Origin of the sequence: Candidatus Poriferisodalis sp. (assembly GCF_965208895.1) — a bacterium.
Classification (GTDB): domain Bacteria; phylum Actinomycetota; class Acidimicrobiia; order Acidimicrobiales; family Poriferisodalaceae; genus Poriferisodalis.
Genome location: NZ_OZ242363.1, coordinates 3,010,962 through 3,030,846, shown reverse-complemented (window position 1 = coordinate 3,030,846; position 19,885 = coordinate 3,010,962). Strand labels below are relative to the sequence as shown.

13 protein-coding genes, 1 tRNA gene and 3 pseudogenes are annotated in these 19,885 nt (G+C 65.2%); 11 read left to right on the top strand and 6 right to left on the bottom strand.

Features of this window, described 5'->3' with window-relative positions:
• Window positions 1-61 precede the first annotated feature (61 nt).
• Entirely contained in the window at window positions 62-1,690 is a 1,629-nt protein-coding gene (locus ACOGJB_RS13635) for a DUF4365 domain-containing protein (RefSeq protein ID WP_419837642.1), read from the bottom strand.
• 375 nt (window positions 1,691-2,065) lie between these two features.
• Complete coding sequence (avs2, locus tag ACOGJB_RS13630; RefSeq protein ID WP_419837641.1) at window positions 2,066-6,634, bottom strand: AVAST type 2 anti-phage system protein Avs2; 4,569 nt, start codon at window positions 6,632-6,634, stop codon at window positions 2,066-2,068.
• A gap of 128 nt (window positions 6,635-6,762) precedes the next feature.
• On the opposite strand from avs2, the gene ACOGJB_RS13625 reads away from it, so the two are divergent.
• Window positions 6,763-8,094: an IS1380 family transposase gene (locus tag ACOGJB_RS13625; protein ID WP_419837032.1), complete on the top strand. Its 1,332-nt coding sequence runs from the start codon at window positions 6,763-6,765 to the stop codon at window positions 8,092-8,094.
• 224 nt (window positions 8,095-8,318) lie between these two features.
• Here the strand turns inward: ACOGJB_RS13625 and ACOGJB_RS13620 are convergent, their stop codons facing one another.
• Window positions 8,319-8,480: a hypothetical protein gene (locus tag ACOGJB_RS13620; RefSeq protein WP_419837640.1), complete on the bottom strand. Its 162-nt coding sequence runs from the start codon at window positions 8,478-8,480 to the stop codon at window positions 8,319-8,321.
• 156 nt (window positions 8,481-8,636) lie between these two features.
• Here ACOGJB_RS13620 and ACOGJB_RS13615 point away from each other — a divergent pair, with 156 nt between their 5' ends.
• The 5 genes and pseudogenes from ACOGJB_RS13615 (at window position 8,637) to ACOGJB_RS13595 (ending at window position 11,273) form a co-directional block, all read left to right on the top strand.
• Window positions 8,637-8,846: a hypothetical protein gene (locus tag ACOGJB_RS13615; RefSeq protein ID WP_419837639.1), complete on the top strand. Its 210-nt coding sequence runs from the start codon at window positions 8,637-8,639 to the stop codon at window positions 8,844-8,846.
• A pseudogene (locus ACOGJB_RS13610) lies at window positions 8,824-9,333 on the top strand (IS256 family transposase); the annotation flags it as partial. The gene ACOGJB_RS13615 and the pseudogene ACOGJB_RS13610, both read left to right, overlap by 23 nt.
• A gap of 58 nt (window positions 9,334-9,391) precedes the next feature.
• Window positions 9,392-9,484: a transposase gene (locus ACOGJB_RS13605; protein ID WP_419840734.1), complete on the top strand. Its 93-nt coding sequence runs from the start codon at window positions 9,392-9,394 to the stop codon at window positions 9,482-9,484.
• Window positions 9,485-9,683: 199 nt separating this feature from the next.
• Window positions 9,684-10,784, top strand: a complete 1,101-nt coding sequence (locus tag ACOGJB_RS13600) for an IS110 family transposase (protein ID WP_419837638.1) — start codon at window positions 9,684-9,686, stop codon at window positions 10,782-10,784.
• Window positions 10,785-10,982: 198 nt separating this feature from the next.
• A complete protein-coding gene (locus tag ACOGJB_RS13595; RefSeq protein ID WP_419840743.1) occupies window positions 10,983-11,273 on the top strand; it encodes a transposase in 291 nt (96 codons plus the stop codon).
• On the opposite strand, the pseudogene ACOGJB_RS13590 reads toward ACOGJB_RS13595, so the two are convergent.
• Window positions 11,237-12,435: pseudogene (locus ACOGJB_RS13590) on the bottom strand (IS110 family transposase). The gene ACOGJB_RS13595 and the pseudogene ACOGJB_RS13590 sit on opposite strands and share 37 nt — an antisense overlap.
• Before the next feature lie 258 nt (window positions 12,436-12,693).
• Here ACOGJB_RS13590 and ACOGJB_RS13585 point away from each other — a divergent pair.
• The 4 genes and pseudogenes from ACOGJB_RS13585 to ACOGJB_RS13570 all read left to right on the top strand — a co-directional run.
• Window positions 12,694-12,913 (top strand): annotated as a pseudogene (locus tag ACOGJB_RS13585) (transposase); the annotation flags it as partial.
• A 222-nt stretch (window positions 12,914-13,135) separates the two neighbouring features.
• Window positions 13,136-14,089 carry a DNA-methyltransferase gene (locus tag ACOGJB_RS13580; protein ID WP_419837637.1) on the top strand — a complete coding sequence of 318 codons (954 nt, stop codon included), beginning with the start codon at window positions 13,136-13,138 and terminating at the stop codon, window positions 14,087-14,089.
• A gap of 22 nt (window positions 14,090-14,111) precedes the next feature.
• Window positions 14,112-15,248: a hypothetical protein gene (locus tag ACOGJB_RS13575; protein WP_419837636.1), complete on the top strand. Its 1,137-nt coding sequence runs from the start codon at window positions 14,112-14,114 to the stop codon at window positions 15,246-15,248.
• Between the two features lie 179 nt (window positions 15,249-15,427).
• A complete protein-coding gene (locus ACOGJB_RS13570) occupies window positions 15,428-15,598 on the top strand; it encodes a hypothetical protein (protein WP_419837635.1) in 171 nt (56 codons plus the stop codon).
• Window positions 15,599-15,644: 46 nt separating this feature from the next.
• Here ACOGJB_RS13570 and ACOGJB_RS13565 read toward each other — a convergent pair.
• Window positions 15,645-15,721: transfer RNA gene (locus ACOGJB_RS13565), tRNA-Met, on the bottom strand.
• 315 nt (window positions 15,722-16,036) lie between these two features.
• Window positions 16,037-18,976 (bottom strand): UPF0182 family protein, encoded by a 2,940-nt coding sequence (locus ACOGJB_RS13560; RefSeq protein ID WP_419837634.1) that lies wholly within the window; start codon window positions 18,974-18,976, stop codon window positions 16,037-16,039.
• 179 nt (window positions 18,977-19,155) lie between these two features.
• On the opposite strand from ACOGJB_RS13560, the gene purN reads away from it, so the two are divergent.
• Window positions 19,156-19,842 carry a phosphoribosylglycinamide formyltransferase gene (gene purN, locus ACOGJB_RS13555; protein ID WP_419837633.1) on the top strand — a complete coding sequence of 229 codons (687 nt, stop codon included), beginning with the start codon at window positions 19,156-19,158 and terminating at the stop codon, window positions 19,840-19,842.
• Window positions 19,843-19,885 lie beyond the last annotated feature (43 nt).

Sequence of the window (19,885 nt, the reverse complement as noted above, 5' to 3'; positions counted from 1 at the left end):
GCGGTCTCGACACCTCCGATTCTGGGGGATCCCTCCCTATCCAGCCCGAACCCTCACAGCACTACCCCACGCGGAAACGCGAAGCGCCGAAATTCGCAGCGACCGAGGTGCTCACCCAGCCAGTCCTAGGCAGCCTTCGCAGTGATTTCACCAATGCGTTAGCCGGCCCGACGCGAAGCAGATGTCCGATGGCATCACCGAGGGGCTTCTTGCTGCCGCATCGGCGCAGGATGTCGAGCCCCTCAGCGAGTTGGCCTTGCTCGTCGTCGCTCTTGGAGGCGCGCATCAGCTGTCGGACGCCGCGGCGTTCCGCGATCGACTGCCACGCACCCTGTTCGGCTGTCAGATCGGCGTTCAGTTCGGCAGCGAACAGTTCGTCCTCGCCGGAGGAACCATAAACGAATTCATCAATCGGGTCGTCCTGCGCCCAAGAGCGGTAACTCTCGTCGTGTTCACCGCTCAGCGCCGCGGATACTTGGCGCGAGCGCCACCACGACACCGCCGTGTCGAATGCGATGAGCAACTCCTTGTAGTTCTGTTTCTCCTCGTCCTGATCCGAAGCGAAATCGCCAGACTCGATTCGCTTCATCCACGCACCGAAGTACACCGGCCACGCAGCGGACGCGGCGAGCGCCGACACGGTGATGTCGTCGCGGTCGCCAGCCAGAGATCGCTGAGCTTGGACTGCATCGGCGTCCGCTCCTTCTATGTCGCCCGCGTCGATCTTGCTGCGGGCTCGCTGAACCAGCACCCATCCATGGTCAGCAGGGTCCAATGAGCCGGATTCGACGAGCGAGTCGAGCACCTCAGAGCTGACGACATGCGATTCTTCACGGCGATGTGCGCAAGACAGCAAAACCCCCGAGGCGGCATGAGTGCCCCTGTCCGGAGCTGACTCGAATACCGTACGGAGCCGTACCAGGGAGTCGTTGGTAGCCCACTCCCAGAATGCAGCCACGAACTGCCACAGCCACGGTGCATCAGCGTCCGTCTCATCAGGATCAGGGACATCTTCGGCGACTTCAGAGAATCGCTTCAAGTCGCTGAAGCGGCCGGCGGCAATCAACGCGATCGCCTCCTCCGCACAGATCGTCGCCTCGAAACCTGCCGCCCGAAGCGGGGCGACAAGCCGCGGCGCCATGAGCGCATACCGCAGACGGCGACCCAAGGGAAGGCTGTCAATGTCGGCGGTGAATGCCAGCCCTTGCAGCTGCGGTGCCGATTTCTGGCGAGCTGCGGCCTCCACCAGCGCGTCTGCGTTCTCGCTCGAGATCGTCTGGGATCGGGGCACCAAGACCTTCGCGCCCTTGCCGGTCGACTTCACGGCCTTCGGCTTGACGTGCACCCAGTAGGAGACTTCCTCCGCGACATCCGCGAGCACGAGCAGGTGGGCCGCTGGATGCGTGGTCCAATGATCGAAGTGCCGCTTGGATCTCTCCTTGTACCACCAGCCCTCAATGTCATTGTCTTTGCCTCGTCGGCGTCGCTTGAAGTAGCTGGGGCCTGACTTCACCTGGACACCGATCTGCAGCTGAAGGCTGTGCCCGCGTTCGTCGAACAGGTCTGCGTACAGATCCGTACCGACATCGCTGCTCGACGGCGTCTCGACGGTGCGCCACCCAAGACGCGTCAAGTCTCGCTCGACCTGTTTCAGGCCCTCCACTTCGACTTGACGAGACCGCCTGCCCATCAGCCGGACAACCTACGGCGCTCAATGACGCGCCAGCGCGCGAATTCTGAGCGGGTGCCGCCGTCCGGACGCTGCCACCCGATCGTCACGCTCAGACGTGCGTTCTTGGAATCTCTCGGGAGCGACCCTGCGGCCTGAAGTTTCAACGGGGCAACGTCATGCTTAGGAATCCCGTGCGTCGGGCCGAAAGCATGAGTTGTTCATTTCCGGGTCGGGACGGAACGGCGGTTGCCGGTCGATATTTCGCCGGCTTCGTATCGGCGCTCCTGCTCCTTCTCGTCGGCTTGGTTGACTCGTTCGCACTGTTCAGCGTCGAGACAGAACGCCACGTCCTCGGCACGGCCGTGAGCTTCGGCGTAGTCCTCCTAGCCAGGCCTACGCGGTGCGATCGCCGGTCGGGGCTTCCGGGTAGGTCTGCATGTTGCCTCGGGATGGATCGTCTCCGTAGACGTAGGCCCCGGATCGTCGCACGCTTGCTGCCCAGCAGTCCAGCCAGTTCCCGGGTTCACGTGCCCGCTTTTCGCCCACGATGGCCCACACGAGCGCATCGCCTGAGTCCTCCAAGTATTGGGACAGGCGATCCTCTCGAATGAGCAAGGCCGACGAGCAGTCATCGTGGGTCGATGGATCAAACGCGACGAGCGTTCCATGGTTGTCAACGAAGTCGGCGCCGTTTCCCGTCCATCGCATACCCATCGCGTCGACGAGTCGGGAGTTGGACCGCAGCATTTCGTGACTGTCGGTCAGCGAACAGTCGTAGCCACTCGTTTCAGCGCTATAGCTGAATGCCGCCGGACACAGAGGCGTCGGACACGCTCGTCCGTCATCGAACGGCTCGGGATGTTGCGATTCAAGGTGGTCGCTCAGTTGGTCCTTGAATCCCGGTCCCCAGCCCAGTTCGCCGAAGAACAGGTAGTGCGCCTCTGGCGGTTCGGTCATCCATCGGTTCCAGAAGTCGACGTTTCGGGACCAGGCGAGGAACTCGTCGACGCGGTCTGCGTCGACGAGGTATCCGTATGCATCGAGCCACAGTTCGCGGTAGTCGACCTTCTCGCTGACGATGACAAGCGGAGCGGGTGATTCCCAGGTCCTGAATCCGTGCACCTTGATCCAGGTCGTGCCGCTCTCAGGGTCCCGGAAACGGAGCTGGCCGTCACGGCCTGGAATGTCGTCTTCTTCGCGCAGCCAGTCCTCGTGTCGGATCTCGTCAACTGTGGGGATCGGCACTGACCGGTTCCACCATCTTGTCGGGGCGCCGGGATCGTCTCGGTCGCGCTCGATTCTGGGGACGATCACGGATGGATCGATGTCCCGGACGCTGAGCTGCCAAGGTCCTTGGTAGTCAGTGCTCGAACCGGTGTCCTGGTAATCAGATCGATACTGATAGTGGTCAGCGATGAGCGCCAGTATCTCGTGGTACGCGATCCACTGGTATTTCTTGCCGATGCGCTCGGCCTTTTGCGTCCCATGTCGCGGACCGCCGCCCGTTGACCGATCGAAGTCCCCGAATCGCTCCGGCGTCCATCCGAAATCGAATACGCGCCACAGCACATAGCGCTGAATGATGTCCAGTTGCAGACGCGGTGCTGAAGCACCTCGTGCCTGCGTTACTTCTGCGTATCGCGCGATGTGTTCTTGCGGGAGCATCCTGATCAGCAGGCGTTCGAGTTGCTCGTCGTGATAGGGCACCTCAACAGTCGCATCGAGGTACGAATCAAGTGCTTCGTCAGACTCGTCGATATTGAGGCCGCCGAGGGCGTCTCGGAACGCGATCGAGAGCGGCGTAGGTTTCGTCCTCGTGCGGAGCTTCTGAAAAACTCTCCGAGCAATCGGGCCGAGAATCACTGCGAATGCGTCAGAGACCTCGTCGGCAGAGCGCCACGGCGGCTCGGTGAGGGCAACCTCCAGCCAGTCCCTTGATTCAGACTTCGAGTTCGTGCCGATCACGTATCGGGCAAAATCGGATCTCTTGATGGAGGAACAGAGCCAGGCTCGTGCTCTGTCGTCGTCCGACAGGTCATGCGGCGGGTCGCCTGACAGCGGGTCGAGGTGTTCGAGTTCTTCGCTGCTGGGAATGTGCGGCCATGTGCTGTGATACGGCGGTTTGATCCGATCGGCATCGATGTCGAGGTTCGCGCCGAGGTGAACAGCTCGCTCGATCACTCCACGGGCGTAATCGCGCAAGAGAATGTGGACGGGAGGTGTGCCCCCAGCAAACACCAGTTCGTACACAGTCTGGGCGAGCGGTGCGAGACCGTCGGCGTCTGTTGTGCGCATTGCGACGCCGTATGCGACCGCGAAGACCCGCTCAGTCACATACGGGTCGTCAACATCCTGGAGCCGGCGTACCCAATCCGTCGTGACAGCCAGTTCGTTGCTCAGTATCGCGACGAGTCCCTTGGTGGCGCGATCGCGAACGAAGCGATCCGACGCCGTCAAGAACCAAGCGAGGACCACTGCACAGGCGTGCCGCGAGGGATCGTCGAGTGGTGCCGTCTCGGGCTTGTACTGCTCTGCCCAGTCCAGTACCCGGTCTATCGGCCCCTGTTCGCCGTATGCCCAATGAAGATAGGTCGACCAGATCTCGTCCCGATCCGGAATCCCGAGGCTCCGCAGACGCCCGTGGAGATAGGCCGCTCCCAGCGGGTGGTTCGGGACCGTGGCGCACGACACGAGAGCGTCGAAGACCGCGCCAAGCCTGCCCGAGTGCTCGTCGGCGAACAGGCCATCGACGATCTCCCGGCACTGCAGCCCGACAGAGGCCGGGTCCCTCCACGCAAGGCTGCGCACGAACGCAGAACGGACATCGAAGCTGTCCAGTCCGCCGGGCAGCAAGCTCGGCAGCTCTTCGGCGTACTGCTCGGCGGCGTGGATGCACAATGCGTCCAGGAGTCCGCTGTATGTGACCCACCTAGCCACACCTTCGGGTGTGCTCGCATCCGTGAGCGCGTCGGCGAGGCTCGAACAGTCGGCATGCTCATCGACCAGATAGGAGGCCATGAGGTGGTCGGCGAACCACTCGTACCCGAATGTGACGAACCATCCGTCATGTCGCGGCCGGCCTTCGAACTCTGAGAGCAGATCGACGTCGACGAGCGCCCGATACAAAGAGTCCGTGAATCCTGTCGTGGGAACGAGCGAGTTGATGCGGTCCCGGACGTCGTCGCGGGCGATCGAGCGGTTCGCATTGCGTATGCATGTCTCCGCAAGAATCTTCAAGGCGCGATCGACGACCCTGTCCGTCGGGTCGACGTCGAGCCGCTCCGCAATCTGCCGGTTAAGTTCTCGCAGGTAGCGGTCGAACACTCGTGAGATGCCCTCAGAGCCGAGCGGAATCCGTCGTTCACCGCTGTTCTTGAGACCCGCGCAGAGCGTCTTCAAGAAGAGCGGGTTGTTGAATTCGGGCCGTATCAGCGGCACGGACGGGAACTCGATGCCGTAGTAGTCGAAGAAGTTGCGCGCAGCGTCATACGCCACCCCCGCGAAGCCCGCATGCGCCACCTCGGCGGCGTCTGCTCTGACATCGTCAGGCAGCACATGGTGTGCATAAGTCGTGCGCACCGACAGAACGACGCCGATCCATGGCGACGCTTGGATCGGGGCGAGGAATGACGCGAGATGCGCATTCCAGATCCCGTGATCTCGTGCCTCATTGACGGCATCGATCATCAGAAGCGCACGGCAACCTGACGCCTGCGCCGCGGACTCCAAGGCGCCGACGAACGCCTCGGCCGAAAGATGCGCGAGGTCCAGTTGCTGGAGCGCCTGAGTCCACAGCGGCTCGTTCGTTGTGAACTGCTGACCCATCAGCAGCACCGTGGGGCGGCGCTCGTCAATTCGCCTGCGGGCCACATCGCACAACAGATGCGTCTTGCCTGTGCCGGCCTGACCGGTGACGAGCATCAAGCAGCTATCCGCGATTTCCTCCATTTCCCGCAGCGCACCCGACGCCGCCCACGCCGCCCCTTCAAGCGAGTCGAGCGAGTGCAGAGCCTCCCTGTAGGGGTTCACGCGGCTTGTGGTGCTCTCCGCCTGCTCGGAGACTCGCTGGCTGTGGGCATCGGCGGCAGCTTCTAGCTCGGCTCGGCCGCGATCACCGCGAGAGAGAGCATCGTGGATCGTGCCCTTGATCTCCGCCAGTCTCCAATCCTCGTCAGATCGGCACCGATGCCCGCTGATCCGCTGCACGACCCGCTGAATGGCCCCGACGAACTCTTGAAGCCCAGCCAAGCCGCCGCTCGGTGATTCGCCGGCGGCAACACGCCCCAAGTAGCCCAAACCCCGCTGTACGTCCTCAGCGAGCTTGCGAACCTCCGCTGCAGCGAACCCGGTTCGCCCGAACACCTCGAACTTCTTGGCCACAGGCAAATCAACGTGGATCACTGGCGTATATCGAGGCCCCGCAGTCCTGATCGCCGCGTCAAGTCGATTCGCCAGCCATTCGTCGCTGAATTGACCAGGATCGCCGAACCAGAACTCGCGTCGGCCGACATGCTCGGGTCGCGACAACCACTGCAGCAGTTGAGTCTCGCCCCAGAACACGAATTCCACGTCCCTGCCACGATCGCGAGCCCACCTCTGCCACTTGGCGACCCGGCCTTGCCACTTCTGCTTCTCGGTGGTCCTCACACCGGCTCGGGGCGCGTGAGACAGATTCCGCGGCAGGCACACGAAGTACCGAGTCAACGACGGATGAGCCTTGAGCGCCGTCTCGACAGACCGATCCAGCTGGCGCCACTGTGTGTCGCCGAGCGCAGACAAGAAGAACTTGGCCTGCCAGCCCCACTTGGTTCCATCTGCGAACTCGCAATAGCACTCCACCCCGCCATCAGGATTGCCGACCCGCTGGAAGCGGGCGGCACCTGGAGTGTGCTCATCAGCAAGCTGTGCGCACAATTCCTCAAACCCGTCCGCCTGCGACCCGCTCCACGGTCGAAGCTTCACCCACTCAGCCTGGATCCACCGGTGGGGTGGCGGGTTTGGGTGGTGCGCGTCCACCAGAAAGGCCTCCTGACGTGGCATTTTGCCGTTGACGAATAGTCGGCGTGATGCCATGACGGGAGGCACTTTCTGTGAGCAGCGTAGCTGGGGGTCTGGACCGGATTGAGGCAGTGTTCGACGAGGAGTCTTTGGTCGCCGATGCGGGGTTGTTGTTGGCGGGGTCGCTGGTGGCCCGGCTGGGTCTGGAGTCGTTGATCGATGAGGTGGTGACGCCGCCGGGGTCGGGCCGCGGTTCGGGTGCCAAGGTGCTCACGGCGGTGTGCTCGATGCTGGTGGGCGGTTCGTTCTTTTCGGACGCGGACAGGCTGCGGGCCGCGTCGACAAGGTCGGTGCTGGGGTTCGCGCCTGTGGCGCCGTCGACGTTGGGGACGTTCGCGAGGTCGTTCACGTTCGGTCATGTGCGTCAGCTCGACCGCGCGCAGGAGCTGGCGTTGGGCCGCGCGTGGGACGCAGGCGCCGCCCCTGCGGCCGAGCAGGTCACGATCGATGTCGACTCGACGGTCCGCGAGGTGCACTCCGACGCGAAGCAAGGCGCCGCCTATGGGCATACGCGCACGCTGGGCTATCACCCGTTGGTCGCGGTGCGCGACGACACCGGCGAGATATTGCATTCGCGGATGCGCAAGGGGTCCTCCCAGAAAGGACACCTGCGGTTCGTGTCCGAGACCGTCGCCAGGACGCGGCGGTTGGCGCCACAGGCGGCGCTGACGCTGCGCGCCGACGCAGGGTTCTTCTCCTGGGACCTGACCGAGCGGCTCGACAAGCTCGACGTGAGGTTCCTGATCGCTGTGGGCCGCAACCCCGCTGTCGACAAGGCGATCGCCGCGATCGACGACGACGAATGGACCCCGATCGGCTACACCGACGACGGCGAGGCACACGTCGCCGAGACGACGTTGACCTCGAGCCGGCGCCGCCGCGGCAAGCCCGCTCGCACGGTGCGGCTGGTGGTGCGCCGCACCCGCATCGTCGGCGAGCAAGGCGACCTGTTCCCCGACTGGCGCCACCACGCCGTCGTCACCGACATCGACGCCGAAACGCTCGACACCAAAACAGCCGACGCCGCCTACCGCCGTCACGCACGCGTCGAGCTCGCCATCAAAGACCTCAAAGCCGGCGGCCTCGCCCACAGCCCCTCAGGACGCTTCGCCGCCAACGCCGCATGGCTCGCCTGCGCCGTGCTCGCGCACAACATCGCACGCTGGACAGCGCGCATCGGACACGTCCACGACCCCCGAAAGCTCACCGTCGCCGCCACCATCGCACGCCGCCTGCTCGCCGTCCCCGGCCGGCTCGTCAACCGCAGCGGACGGCCCACCCTGCGGCTCCCCGCCCGATGGCCCTGGGCTCACACGTTCGCCGCCGCGCTCGACAAGATCCGCAGCCTGCCCCAACACTGCTGAACCGCCCCCAGCGCCCAGCCGCCCGGCGCAGCACACCCCCAAAAGCGCAGCACACCCCCAAAAGCGCAGCACACAACCCAACCCCCCCAAGCCGAACCGGGCACCACCACGCCCCAATGACCCCCATTACGTTGCCGGCGGCCCTGGCGCGACGGCGTCAGGGGCTGGCTGCTCGCCCGGGCGGGCAGGGCTGTTTCCCAACCACCCCACCGGTGGATTCAGGCTCAGAAGGCACCGCCACCTCGCCGCCCTGTCGTCTCCATGTCCATGTGCAGCGCCCTGCCCAGATGCGCGGGATGCTCAGCAAGCCACGGCGTGAAGTCCCTGGCCTCATCAGGCCACACCTCACGCAGCAGAACCTCGGACAGCGACTCGACTCGGACCATCGGAATCCCTTCGCCCGTGCGGCAGACCGACCCCGAGACGGTAACGGCATCGCGCTCACCGTGAGGTTTCGTGCGCGTGATGGGGAGTGTCGGAAAGTTTGTGTAAGCGGCGTGGTCTGAGGGTCCCTGGCTGGGTGCTGGGGGCCGGGAAGGATCATGTCTGCGGCTGATCAGAATATGCCGGCTGTGCCGGCGGGAGAGGCCGTCGGCGAGACGGCGATGGCCGACTGGGCCGAGCTTTTGGTGGCCCAGGCACGCGCTGAGGGCGTGGAGCTGACCGGCGACGGCGGCCTTTTGACGGGGCTGGTGCGTCAGGTGCCCCCGGATCGGCCTGGAGGTCGAGATGAGCGAGCATCTGGGCTATGAGCGTCACGCGGCTGCGGGCCGCGGGTCGGGGAACTCTCGCAACGGGTCGACCCCCAAGACGGTCACCACCGAGATCGGCGAGGTCGACCTTCGGGTGCCGCGTGACCGTGCGGGCACGTTCTGCCCTGTGACGGTGCCCAAGCACCGGCGCCGTCTGGACGGGCTGTCGGGCAACGTGATCAGTCTCTATGCGAAGGGGCTCACGACCGGCGAGATCCAGGACCACCTGGCCGAGATCTATGACACCTCGGTGAGCCGGGAGACGATCTCGAAGATCACCGAGGGGATCGTGGCTGACATGGCGGTGTGGCAGAACCGCACCGCTCGATCCGGTCTACGCGGTGCTGGGTTCGACGCGATCGTCGTCAAGGCCCTTGACTCCCAGGTCGCGAACAGGCCCGTCTATGTGGCCATAGGCGTTGATCTTCAAGGCGAACGCGACGTCTTGGGCATGTGGCTGGGCCCATCGGGCGGCGAGGGCGCCACCCAGTGGGCCACGATGCTGACCGAGCTGCGAAACCGGGGTCTCGCCGACGCGTCGGTTCGTGTGCTGCGACGGACTCAAGGGCCTGCCCTCGGCGATCCGGGCGACCTGGCCCGAAGCGACGGTTCAGACATCGTTAGTTCATTATGGGTAGGCCCCGAAGGGTTCGGGGTGTCATCCGCGTCGGCGGAAGAGAACCAGTGCAGACCGACCCAGGAGGTCCGGACGCAGACCTGTTCCTTTCGTCGATGACGGGCCTCGAACTGCAATCAGGAGTTGCGCTGCGAGCGCCGAAACGAGTGACGGTGGCGGTCTGTCGAGACGGGTGAGCTGACCTCGACGGAGGACGACATATGACAGCATTTGCCGGTATCGACTGGGGCGGGGCTTATCACCAGGCCGCAGTCGTCGATGACTTGGGGCGGGAGCTGGTCAACCGGCGTTTCGCCCATGACCGGGCGGGCGTCGACGGTCTCGTCGCTTTGCTGGGAGATCACGACGGGCTCGTGGGGGTCGCGGTCGAGCGAAGCGAGGGGCTGCTCGTCGAGCGGCTCCTCAGTGAGGGCTTCGCGGTGTTCGCGGTGAGTCCAAGGGTTTCGGCTGCTGCTCGTGAACGCCACCAGGCCGCGGTTCGCAAGAGCGACCGCTTCGACGCGTTCGTGCTGGCTGATCTGATGCGCACCGACGGCTGGAAGTGGCGGCCCCTGGCTGCGGAGTCCGCGCTGCAAGCCGAGCTGCGGGCGGTGACGCGGCACCGCCGTCAGTGCGTGGACAGCCAGATCGCTGTCGAGGCGCAGCTTCGAGAGACCTTGGTCGCCTATCACCCTGCGGTGACCGCGCTGTTCTCCAGCGTCGACCGCGACGCCACGATCGCGTTCTTGCGCGGCTACCCGACCCCAGAGGCCGCAGGCCGGGTCGGCGACAACCGCATGGCCGGTTTCTGCAGTCGCATCGGCTACTCGGGCCGGGTCCCGGCCGGTGTGCTCGCCGAGCGGCTGCGCGCCAATCTGCTGTGCGCAGCACCCGGCAGCGTCGCCGGGCACAGCTACGCAGCCCTGGCGCTGGCCGACCAGCTCGAACTGCTGAACCACCAGATCCGGTCCTGCAACCGGCGCATCGGCGCACTACTCGCCGACCACCCCGACCATCGGATCATCGACAGCTTCCCCGCCGTGGGCCGCGTCACCGCAGCCGAGCTCATCTCAGAAATCGGCGAGGACCGCGGCCGCTACCCCACAGCACAGGCACTGCTCGCCGAGGCAGGCGCCGCGCCGGTCACGCTGTCATCAGGCAAGATCCAACGCGTGCGGGTCGGCGGGCCTGCAACCGCCGACTGCGAGCCGCCACCACCAGCTGGGCCTACACCCTCAAGCGCATTGACCCCGTCTCAGCAGCCCGCTACGCCAAAGCCTGCGAACGCGGCGCCACCAAGCACACCGCCCTGCGTGCCGTAGCGTCGAGCTGGCTGCGCGTCCTGTGGCGCTGCTGGCAAGATCGCACCCTCTACGACCCCGCGATCCACCGACCCGACACGCCACGCTGAACCGGCCGCCCAACACCAATCCGGCTCCCGCCGACACAACGCCGGCCCCGCCAGCGCGCCCCCGCACAGCCCGGTCCCCGCCAAAAGGTTGACAACAGAAGTCTGCGTCGTGCACATGGTCCCCAACAGCCTGCGGTACGCGTCCCGCAAGCACTGGAGCCCCATCACCAAAGCGATGCGCGACATCTACACCTCAGCGACCGTCGAGGCCGCCGAGCAACGCTTCGAGAGCTTTGCCGCCGACTCGCAGGACACCCTGCCCCGCCATGATCCGCTCGTGGCGGCAGTCATGGGACGAGTTCGTGCCGTTCGGGGAGTTCCCCGCCGAGCTGCGCAAAGTCGTCTACACCACGGATGTAATTGTCAAGTTCTGGTGTGGGGGCGTTGGGGCTGCCAGTGAGCGACGAGGACTTCATAAGCGTGTTCTTGTTGCTCGACGAGTGCTTTCTCGGCGTCTCGCAGCGGCTTGTGGTGGTAGTCCCGTGACGGCCCCGCGTGGGGGCCGGGCCGGGCCGCGGCGGGGCGCCGGCGGCGAGCTCGAGGCTTCGGCGTTTGTGCGCGACCAGGCTCGGGCGGGCGAACGCGTAATCCTCGCCCTTGGTGATCAGATGCCAGCACAGCACCGTCATCTTCCTCGCGGTCGCGACAGTGGCTATCTGGAACCCGCGTCGGGCCTTGATGCGTCGGTGGAACGCTCGCAGCGGACCGGGGGCACGCGACGCCGAGAAAGCGGCCTCAACGAGCATCCCGCGGGCCTGCGATCGGCCTGCTTTGGTGATCCGGCCGTGACGGGCGGGGCCGTTGCCGGACTGGGAGACCTTGGGGTTCAGCCCCAGGTAGGACACCAGCCGGTCAGGCGACTCGAAACGCGAGAAGTCCCCGACCGCGGCCATGATCGAGGCGGCCACAGTGACGTTGATGCCCGGCACGGTCATCAACCGGCCGATCACCGGATCCCCGACGGCGTCGACGGCGATGTCGCGCTCGACTACAGCAAGCTCGTCGCCGCCGAAGTCGAGCTGGCGCAACAACGCGTCGACGCTGCGCTGCTCGTCAGCGGGCAGCGCCTGGGCGGCCAGCCAGCGTCGTCCGACACCGCCGAACAGATCCGCGTGAGGGCATGTGGGCACCAGATTGCGCGACAAGATGGCATGCACTTGGTTCTTGAGCCGGGTGCGCTGACGCACCAGATGGGTGCGCCGGGCCACCAGCCGCCGCCGCATCCGGGTCCGCTCGTCAGCCACCCAGGTCTCGGGCAAGAAATCGGCCGCCAGCAGCTGAGCGAGGATGCGGGCGTCGACCTTGTCGGTCTTCACCTTGGCCTCAGCGATCGCTCTGGTCTTGCGCGGATTGGACACCACCACCCTGGCCACCACCTCGCGCAGCATCACTGCGATCGCATCCGAGTTCGTCGTCGCCTCAAGCGCGATCTCATCGTCAGGCTCAAGGAACTCCGCAGCCCACTGGCGCAGGTCCTGCGGGCGCACCCCGATCCTGCCCTCGTCGCGCACCAGCCCGTCCTCCACGACAGCGATCTGCGCGAACGAACGATGCACATCCATCCCGACATGACGCACCACAGCTGTGTCTCCTCTCCAACTTCGGATCGAGGAACCGCCGGGCGGACACGACAAAAACGGATTCGCGCTCGCAGCGCAGTCGGGCCGGTCGCAGGGGCGGCCAAGTACTAACACGAGCTCGCAGCTCAACGTGTAGATCGGCCTGCCCTGACTGTTCCTCCAAAAGCCCCGAACCCGACAGCCCCGAACCTAGAAGACCCGGCCGCCGACGAGCACAGCACCACAGATTTCATACCCGATACAAACGCCATAGAAAGCCTCAACGCCAGATTCCGACGGGCAGTGCGCCATCGAGGACACTTCCCCAACGAACAAGCCGCGATGAAAGTCCACCTGCCTCATCGCCACCGCCCGACCCAAGAACCGAACCAACCTCACCGGCAAGACCAACGGCTGGAAAGCCATCCTCAACACCTTGACCGTCCACTACGGCGACCGGATCGCCGACCACATCCGATGAAAACCACCACGCCCGGATACACAAAAAATATGACAGGCCCCCCCGTGGTGGATCACCCGCATATCATGACAAGTCAGAAAGTCGTGCAGCACTTCGGGCCGCCACCGGGCAGATCCCACTGCCCATTGACACGATGCACCCACTACCGGAACCGGCACTCCGGGACCGTCTCGCCGACCGCAGTCCGCTTTCGTGTCGCACCCTGTTCCTATTGTGGACTGCATGAGCAATCGATCTGCCAATGCGTCGGCACCTCAAGCATCCGAGGTCTACTGCGGTGATGCATTCGATCTGATCGACAAGCTCCCTGAGTCGTCCGTGGACTTGATCGTGACGAGTCCACCGTACTGGTGTCAACGCGTGTACGAGGGGCAGGAGCACCACGATTGGGGGGTTCAGGATGCGTGGCGTCGCGAGGGCAACCCGCTCGATGCAGCCCCGCCGTATGACTGGTATCGAGCGAACGGCGGCATGTTGGGCCTTGAGCCGACCCCCGACTGGTACGTGGCGCACCTAGCCGAGTGGTTCGATCGAGCGCGCCCTGTTCTCAAACCCGACGGGAACGTCTGGGTCAATATGGGAGACACCTATTTCGCGCGGTGGGCAAGCATCCGCCCCCGGGGCCGCCAGGGTCTCGGAGACACGGGCAGGGTCAGGCGGCGAACTCCGATGGGGGACTACCGACAGGAAAAGCAGTTGCTGATGGTGCCAGCACGGTTCGCGATCGCGATGCAGGGTCGTCGCTGGATTCTTCGCAACGATCTCATCTGGTCGAAGCCGAACGTTCCGCCCCGTCCAGAGAAGGATCGTCTTCGGCTGGCCCACGAGCACCTGTTTCACTTCGTCCAGCGGCCGAGCGAGGGCCGGGCCTCATATTTCTACGACGCGGAGGAAGCCGAGCCCGGCCGGCGCGACGTCGTGACGGTCAACGCTCGCTCGGGTGCGCACGGCCACACGGCGACATTCCCGCCTGACCTGATTCGCCCTCGCATTCTGTCGTCTTCACCGGTCGGCGGCGTGGTTCTGGACCCGTTCTGCGGCACCGGACGTGCGCTCACGATCGCGGCCGAGAATGGGCGCACCGCGATTGGATTCGAGATGGCCGAATCGTTCGCAGAGGTTGCTGCGCAGGATCTAGCGACCACGACCGGCACCCGGCCTGATGCCTCCGAGTAGCTCGCGGCGGCCGAATCACTTCGTGGGAGAGTGGTTCGGGCAGCGCATCTTCCCCGGTGTGCAACTCGGCGACGCATCGCTGGATGCGATGAAGACTCAACTGTGCCCCTTTCTGACCGCCGCGGTTGGCGAAGCTCAGGAGTGCATCAAGGCGACGCCCTCCCAAGGCGTGTGCACCATCACCAGCCGGGACGCAACGCGATATGGCGTGGACGAGGGTTCGATCGACTGGCTGGTTTGCCCATATCGCACACTCGACCACGGGTTGCTCAACGAAGTCGCGCATCGCCTATTCGACATCGCCGTTGATGCGGATGCGCTGATCGTCGCAGCCGTGACGCTTGACGAACCGACAACCCAGTCGCGCATTCGAGCAGCGCTCGCCGCCGGCACACCGGCGTTCGTCTACTTCCGTGCTCGCCTCGGCGGTGAAATCTCGTTGAGACCGACCGACGGGTCACCGGAGTTTTCGTTCGACATCACAATGGTTCAGCTACTGCCGGGTTCTGGCGATCCCGAGATCGGTCGGTACGCCATCGTGGAGGTGCAGACAATGGAGTTCCACGGGTCGTATGGGGAAGCCACGAGCGCGCTGCGAAGCGCGCTCGACCTGCACGATGCGAGCTTCGCCGATCAGATTGGTGAGAATCCCGAATGGGCGGGGCGAGCAATCCAAGGGCCCAGTATCGCCGACACGTTCAAGCGGACCTTTTACCAGATGATTTTCAAGTTCCAGTTGGGTCTGCACACGAGCTGCGCAGGAACCGTGTTGGCGCTTCCGCGTGCTGTGTGGAATTCCTGGCAGCCCCATCTCGGCCGACCTGAGCTACAACCCGATCCTGATAATCCGACGCTCCGGTCGTTACCTCGACCGGAGGGCGTCGGTCTGACCGAGGAAGCCCCAGCCTGGATTCTCGTGTTCGACACCGATCAGACCGTCGGCGTTTCACCCAACCCGTTGCTGATCGACATGGTGATCGCGACCGACACCCCCACGCTGCTGCACTATGCATTCGATGTAGCCCCAGAGGCTGCATTGGGTGGAGGCGCAACCGAACGCCTCTACGCGGACATATGCAGCAAGATGCTCAATCGTTGGCCCGAACTGCAGCGAGACTCGGCAGCGGATGACAGGGCGCCTGCGCAGGACGACCCATAGCTACGCCGAACGAGTCACACCGGGAATGGCCTGCATGGGTGGTCTGCCAGCCGTGGCAGTGAGCTGACTGCTGCCGCACGCCGAGGTTGGGTGGGCCGAATCGGCTTGGGCAGGGGGACGCGACACCGTCAGCTTGACCAGCTCAGAAATACACTGAGTTGACGGAGCCAGGAGGCACGATGGCCAAGAACGGCGGCAAAGGCGGCGGCCGGAACGGAGCCATCAGAGGCCGCAGTCAGTTCCAGAATCCGAAGAACGGCAACTGGATCAAGCGCGACGCGTCCTCGGGCCGCTTCATGGCGATGAAGAGAGCCGGAGGCCCGTTCAAGGGCGTGCGACGCGAGGACTGACGGGCGCGAAACAAGCCCCGGAGCTGGGCTCTCGGGGCTTGCCGGTTGGTGGCGGGGGCAGGATTTGAACCTGCGACCTTCGGGTTATGAGCCCGACGAGCTTCCAGACTGCTCCACCCCGCGGCGAGAGCGACAACACTACCAGCGGCCTTCCGACACCAGCAAGGTTGGGTGCGGAATCTCGCTTCATCCAGGGTCGAGGGCTGCTGCGCGGCTAGGGCGACCTGAGGTTCGCAGGCTTGCCGGCCGGAGATTGCGGTGCTTTGGCCTTTGCCCTAGCGCGATCTCGGAGGGAAGCGAAGTACTGCTCGTCGGCACGCCCAATCACTGGCCCTGCGGCGCCGTCAAGAATCAGTTCACGAAGTCGTGACCGTGCTTGTTCAGACGACATCAGCCCGCGCACTCACTCATACGGTGGGGCCAGCCGTGCCGTCGGGCTTAGCCGGAGGCGGCTTGTTCGAGGATTCGGGCAGCTCGGGCGATGAGGCCTTCGGCCTCGTCGACGGCCTCCTGGTAAGCGGCCAGGTCGCCTTCGCGCAGGGCGGCATCGGCCCGGTCGAACGCCCGTGAGGCTCGCTCGAGCAGGTTGGTCACCGTGTCGGTTTCGGGTGCCGGGTCGGGTTCGTCGGCCTCGTCTTCAGGCGCAGCGGCTTCCGGCTCGTCTTCGGCATCGTCGGTTGTCGTGGGCGCCGCACTGGTCGACCGGATCGTCTCGTTGCCGATGTCGATCTCGGCCCCGCCAATCGCCTTCTCGAGCGCCCCTTCGAACGTCTCGGAGATCGCCACATTCGACCCGATGCCGGCAATCACCAACTGCAGCTCAGGCACCGCCGTCGGCCCTGTTGCCGCAATGAACAGCGGCCGCACGTACAGCAGCGAGTTCTCCACCGGGATCAGCAGCAGGTTGCCGGGCCTCACCACCGAGCCGTTCTGGTTCAGCAGCGTCAGCCGCTCGGAGATTTCCTCCTCGGTCTGGATGTTCGAATTGAACAGCGCAGGACCGTCGATCGGCTGATCCGAGCGGATCTCGAACACCTCGATATCGCCATATCGGTCCGGATCGTTGTGGACCACCATGAAGCCTTCGAGGTTCTTTCTGGAGTCGTCGTCGGAGAAGGGCACGAACGGCCGGAAGATCACGAATGACGGAGTGTCGTCGCCCGGCAATCGGAACAGCAGGTACTGCGGCGAGATCCTGGCCTCGACCGTGGCGATCACCTGCCCGGTCGTCTCGTCGCGCACCGTCTCGACTGTGGTCTGGCCGATCGAATCGCCCGGGTCCTGCGCCACTGCCCACGCACCCGCAGCGTCATAGAACTCCGACGGGTTGTTCAGGCGGTAGCGGCCCCACGCTTCGGTCTGCACCCGGAACAGGTCCTCGGGATAACGGAAGTGTTCCTGCAGCTCGGCCGGCGGCGCATCGTCGGAGAACAGCGCCGGGAACTGCTTGATGTAGGACTGCACGATTGGGTCGCTGCGGTCTACGACATAGAACGTGACCGTGCCGTCGTGCGCATCCACCACGGCCTTCACCGAGTTGCGCACGTAGTTGAACGGATCGCGCAGGTCGCTTCCCACCGTCGACGCCCGCGAATTGGTGCGCTGCGCATAGGGGAACTGCGTGGTGGTGGTGTAGGCGTCGAGCACCCACTTCACCTTCCCGTCGAGCACGACGGGATACGGGTCGCTGTCGTAGGACAGGAACGGGGCCAGCAGCTCCACCCGCTGGGTGATGTCACGGTTGAAGAGGATCCGGCTCTCGCCCTGGATCTCGCCCGACACCAGCAGGTTCGGCTCGGCGAAGCGCACGGCGAACGCCAGGCGCCGGAAGAAGCCGCCGATGCCGACGCCGTCTTCACCGTCGTAGCGGGTCGTCTCGGTATGGTCGTCGTCGTCCTGGAAGTCGACCTCGGCTCGCTGGGCGCCGATGATCGCATAACCCTGCAGGTCCTCGCCCACGTACAGACCCGGCTCGTCGAGCTCGAGTGCCTCCGCGCCGGGCGAGATCACGTTGGGAATATCGCCCAGTGCGTACGCCGGTCGGCCATTGGCATCGACGCCGTTGGCGGGCGCCGCAGCCACGCCGTAGCCGTGGGTGTAGGCGACGTGTTCGGTCTCCCACGTGTCGGTCGGCAGCTCGGTTGGGCGCAGCTCACGGGCCGCCAGCACGATCTGGGTGATCTGGCCGTCGATCTCGTAGCGGTCGACGTCGATGTCACGGAAGTCGTAGAAGCTCTTGATGCCCTGGGTCTGCTGGAACGTGTCCTGCATGACTGCGGGGTCGAGCAGCCTCACGTTGCGCACCGTGTCGAAGTTCTTCTCGATGTCTTCGGCGGTCAGCTCGGGTTCGTAGTTGAACTCGCTCGACGTCACGTTGTCGAGCCCGAGCGCGATGCGGGTCATCTCGATGTTGCGCTCGATGTACGGGGCCTCACGGGTGGACTCCGAAGGCTCCACCTGAAAGCGCTGAACGATGGCCGGGTACGCCGCACCCGCGAGCCCGGCAATGACCACCCACAGCGCCACGGCGATCACCGGGTAGGTGAAGCCGCGCCGCCAGATGTTCACCACCAGCAGCACGAAGCTGAACAGGCTGATCACCATGAGCAGCCGCAACACCGGCAGCTGCGCGTTCACGTCGGTGTAGGTAGCGCCGTCGACGAAGCCCCGAGCCGACAGCGTCAGCTCGAACTGGTCGAAGTAGTAGCCGACCGCCTTGATGAGCGCCAAGATGCCCAGCAGCAGCGACAGGTGAGCCTTCACCTGCGGCTGCACCCGGCTGCCCGCAGGGGCCTGCACCCGGATCGCGCCACTCAGGTAATGCCAGACGGTGGTGAAGATGAACGTCACCAGCACCGCAGCGAACGCCCAGCCGACCAGGAAGTTGAAGAACGGCAGGCGGAAGACGTAGAAGCCGACGTCGCGGCCGAACTGCGGGTCGGCGAGGCCGAAGTCGGTGGCGTTGATGAAGAACAGCCACGCTTCCCACTGGCCTGAGACGCCGGAGCCGACCATGAAGGCGAGGATCAGCGAGACGCCGATGCGGACGAGGCCACGACGCCGGCGGGACATCTGGTGCCAGCGGGCGGCGATGTCCTCGGCCGGTCCCGACGGAGTCGCGCGGGCAGCAAGACGCTCGGCGATGAACAGGTTCAACCACAGCAGGACGAAGAAGATCGCCGTGAACAGCAGGCCCAAGCCGATCTTGGCCCACAGCACCTTCCACCACACCGAGGAGTAACCCAGGCTGTCGAACCACAGAAAGTCGGTCCAGAAACCGGCCAGGCCCCGGATGGAGAACAGCAGAACCAAAGCAATCGCGACAGCGATGCCGATGATCAGGCGGAAGCGCGTGAGACCGCGTGGGCGGCGCGGCACCGGCCGGGGACCCTGTGGACCTTGGGGGCCTTGAGGACCCTGAGGTCCCCCTGGCGGTTCAGATGACGGAGGCGGCATGTCCTCGGGCGGACGCATACGGCAGCGAGGCTACTGGGGCGCGTGGGTAGCGCAGCCTGCGGACCGCGCTGTCGCCGGGCGCGGCGCGTAGCTTCGGCGGCGTGCGCCTGGCGGTACTGGTCTCAGGAACCGGTTCGATCCTCGAAGCGATGCTCGGCGGCGGGCTGCCCGTGGACCTCGTCGGTGCCGACCGTCCGTGCCGTGGTCTGGGAGTTGCGGCCGATGCAGGGATCGAGACGGTCTTGGTGGCGCGATGCGAATGGACGATGCGCGGGACGGGCGAGGACAGCGTGATCGACGGGCACAGCGCGGCCGATCACGACAGCGCAGCCGGTGGGGTCAGTGACTTGGGCCGGCGGCGCTTCGACCGGGAGGGCTACAGCTGCGAGCTGGCCGCCGTGCTGGGGGGGCGAGGCGTCGACGTGGTGGCGATGGCCGGCTTCGGCACGGTGCTGGACGCATCGTTCTTCGAATGGGGCGACGGCCGCTACCGGGGACGGGTGCTGAACACCCATCCGTCATTGCTGCCGGCGTTCCCGGGCTGGCATGCCGTGCGTGACGCGTTGGATGCCGGGGCCGCCGAGTCGGGCTGCACCGTGCACGTAGCGATTCCCGAGGTGGACGCCGGCCCGGTCTTGGCGCAGCGAGCTGTGCCGGTGCTAGCGGGCGACGACGAGACAACGCTGCACGAACGCATCAAGAAGGCGGAGCGCGAGCTCTACCCGGCGACGATTGCGGCATTTCTGGGCGAGCAGCGCGCCGGACAAGAGCGCGGCGGGCGCATGTGATCGCTGCATCACACACCACGAGTCCACCAGTGCTGGGCACACT

What these genes read in the sequence shown, in the direction of transcription:
- ACOGJB_RS13635 (WP_419837642.1), bottom strand. Translation starts at nt 1,690, where the DNA reads ATGGGCAGGCGGTCTCGTCAAGTCGAAGTGGAGGGCCTGAAACAGGTC.
- ACOGJB_RS13600 (WP_419837638.1), top strand. Translation starts at nt 9,684, where the DNA reads ATGACAGCATTTGCCGGTATCGACTGGGGCGGGGCTTATCACCAGGCC.
- ACOGJB_RS13570 (WP_419837635.1), top strand. Translation starts at nt 15,428, where the DNA reads ATGGCCAAGAACGGCGGCAAAGGCGGCGGCCGGAACGGAGCCATCAGA.
- ACOGJB_RS13620 (WP_419837640.1), bottom strand. Translation starts at nt 8,480, where the DNA reads ATGGTCCGAGTCGAGTCGCTGTCCGAGGTTCTGCTGCGTGAGGTGTGG.
- ACOGJB_RS13580 (WP_419837637.1), top strand. Translation starts at nt 13,136, where the DNA reads ATGAGCAATCGATCTGCCAATGCGTCGGCACCTCAAGCATCCGAGGTC.
- ACOGJB_RS13615 (WP_419837639.1), top strand. Translation starts at nt 8,637, where the DNA reads ATGTCTGCGGCTGATCAGAATATGCCGGCTGTGCCGGCGGGAGAGGCC.